Origin of the sequence: Psychrobacter sp. (assembly GCF_030457785.1) — a bacterium.
Taxonomy (GTDB): Bacteria; Pseudomonadota; Gammaproteobacteria; order Pseudomonadales; family Moraxellaceae; genus Psychrobacter.
In genome coordinates, this window is record NZ_JAKDUI010000286.1 from 1 (window position 1) to 2,196 (window position 2,196).

A 2,196-nucleotide genomic window follows, 5' to 3' on the forward strand; every position below is an offset into this window, starting at 1 on the left:
GAGCCAAATAAAAAAGCCCGAGACGACTGTCTCGGGCTTTAGTTCAGATACTTAGACGGCTATTGGATAACTACTACTGTAAAGAATGTTGCTTATAATGAATTATTTAACTTCTTTATTTAATGGGTTTTCCGATCTTTTTTGTTCGTTTTCTAGATGGCGTTGTTCCCAGTAAGTCGCATTTTTGATGCCGAATTTCTTAGGATCAAAGACGAATCGATTGGAAGTTGTACCACCACCTGCTTTGAGCTGTGCTTCGTAATCTTTTAAGATTTCGAGAGCAGGACGAGACACGAAGAAGATCAGGATAATACCAACGATGTTCAACCAAGCCATCAGGCCAACACCTGCATCGCCAAGACCCCAGATATAACCCGCCGAGTTAAGACCACCATAGGCAACCATCGCCATGATGATAACTTTTACGATAAAGTGACCTGTCTTACTAGCACCTTTGCCCATAGAGCGGGTGAGGTAAGAGATGTTAACTTCAGCAATATAGTAGTACGCTAAGATAGTGGTAAAGGCAAAGAAGAATACCGCAACCGCAATGAATGTACTACCAAACGTACCGTAGACTGACTCCATTGCCATTTGTGTGAACGCTGGTGCATTGATCTCAGTAGTTGCAGCGACGTTTTGCACGATGAACTGGCCATCAGGTAGTGTACCTTGGATATTGTACATGCCAGTAGATAGGATCATAAAGGCGGTAGCAGAACAGACCAATAAGGTATCTACATATACCGAGAAAGCTTGTACTAGACCTTGCTGCGAAGGATGATCAACAGCAGCCGCTGCAGCAGCGTGTGGACCTGTACCTTGACCTGCTTCGTTAGAGTAGATACCACGTTTGACACCCCAACCGATGGCAGCACCAAAACCTGCTTGTGCGGTAAATGCGTCACCGATGATTGCGCCGAACACTTCTGGGATCATGCTGAAGTTGGCAAACATGATGAAGAATGCCAATACGATGTAACCCAATGCCATAAAAGGAACAGCATACTCAGTAAAGGTAGCAATACGTTTGATGCCGCCAAAAATGATAAAGCCCAGTACGACTAACACAACACCTAGAGCCATGATACGAGTCGTGCCAGTCTCTAAGCCCATGAAGTTTATAACTGAACCTTCACCTGCAACTTGCGCCACTGCGTTGATCACGCCGTTTGCCTGCACACCAGGTAAAAATATACCACAAGCGATAATCGATGATATAGCAAACAAGATACCATACCACTTTTGACCAAGCGCTCGCTCAAAGTAATAAGCAGGACCACCGCGATATTCACCTGTGACCAAGTCACGCTCTTTGTAAATCTGACCTAAGGTGGACTCGACATAAGCAGTAGATGCACCTAAGAAAGCGACAATCCACATCCAAAATACCGCACCTGGACCACCGAAACCGATGGCAGCAGCGACACCTGCGATGTTACCCATACCGACTCGACCAGCGAGCGATACAGCTAGTGCTTGGAACGATGAGATGCCGTCATTATCAGGCTTGCCTTTAAACAATAGCCTGAGCATCTCTTTGAATAAGCGCACTTGCACGAAGCGCGTCATAATAGAATAGAATAAACCTGCACCCAAGCATAGGTAGATTAATGCAGGGCTCCAGATGATTCCATTTACTAAGCTAACTAAACCTTCCATATCTATATTCCTAGTACCGTCTCAGAGTGGTGTTGTATGCTAGAAATAGGTCAACTGATTAACTTGATTATTAAAGCTAAGCAGTCAAACTATCTAGTATGGACTGGGCCTGTTATAAGTAAAGTCTCATACATAGCCACTAAGAAGTTGACTGTGATTTTCTGTACTTATCCACTTGGCTTACCAACAATATTCATTCTCTGCATAGCATGGACGATATAGTATTGATAAGGTTATTAGCGGACAAAACAGGCAGTAATACAATTAAATGCTTTATGGAAACAGCATTAAACTCGTGAGAAGCTATACCAGTTGATTACTCTGTTGATGTGGATGATTGAAGTTATTGAGCAAATATTTGATAGTCGGTTGATATCTATACGAAAACCAAAGGTTTGCTAACAGCAATGATGATTACATTTCCACTACCAAATGTATTCAAAACGTACGGCTCCGTAACAGCAATTTGCCATATTTTTATAGGAATTACTAGAATTTTATTTTTTTATGTCACAAGTATATGCGTATTTAGAA

The 2,196-nt window shown here is 42.6% G+C and carries 1 protein-coding gene; it reads right to left on the reverse strand.

The features are described 5' to 3' along the window. Positions 1–102: 102 nt before the first annotated feature. Entirely contained in the window at positions 103–1,662 is a 1,560-nt protein-coding gene (locus L0J61_RS10595) for a sodium:alanine symporter family protein (RefSeq protein ID WP_301466404.1), read from the reverse strand. Positions 1,663–2,196 lie beyond the last annotated feature (534 nt).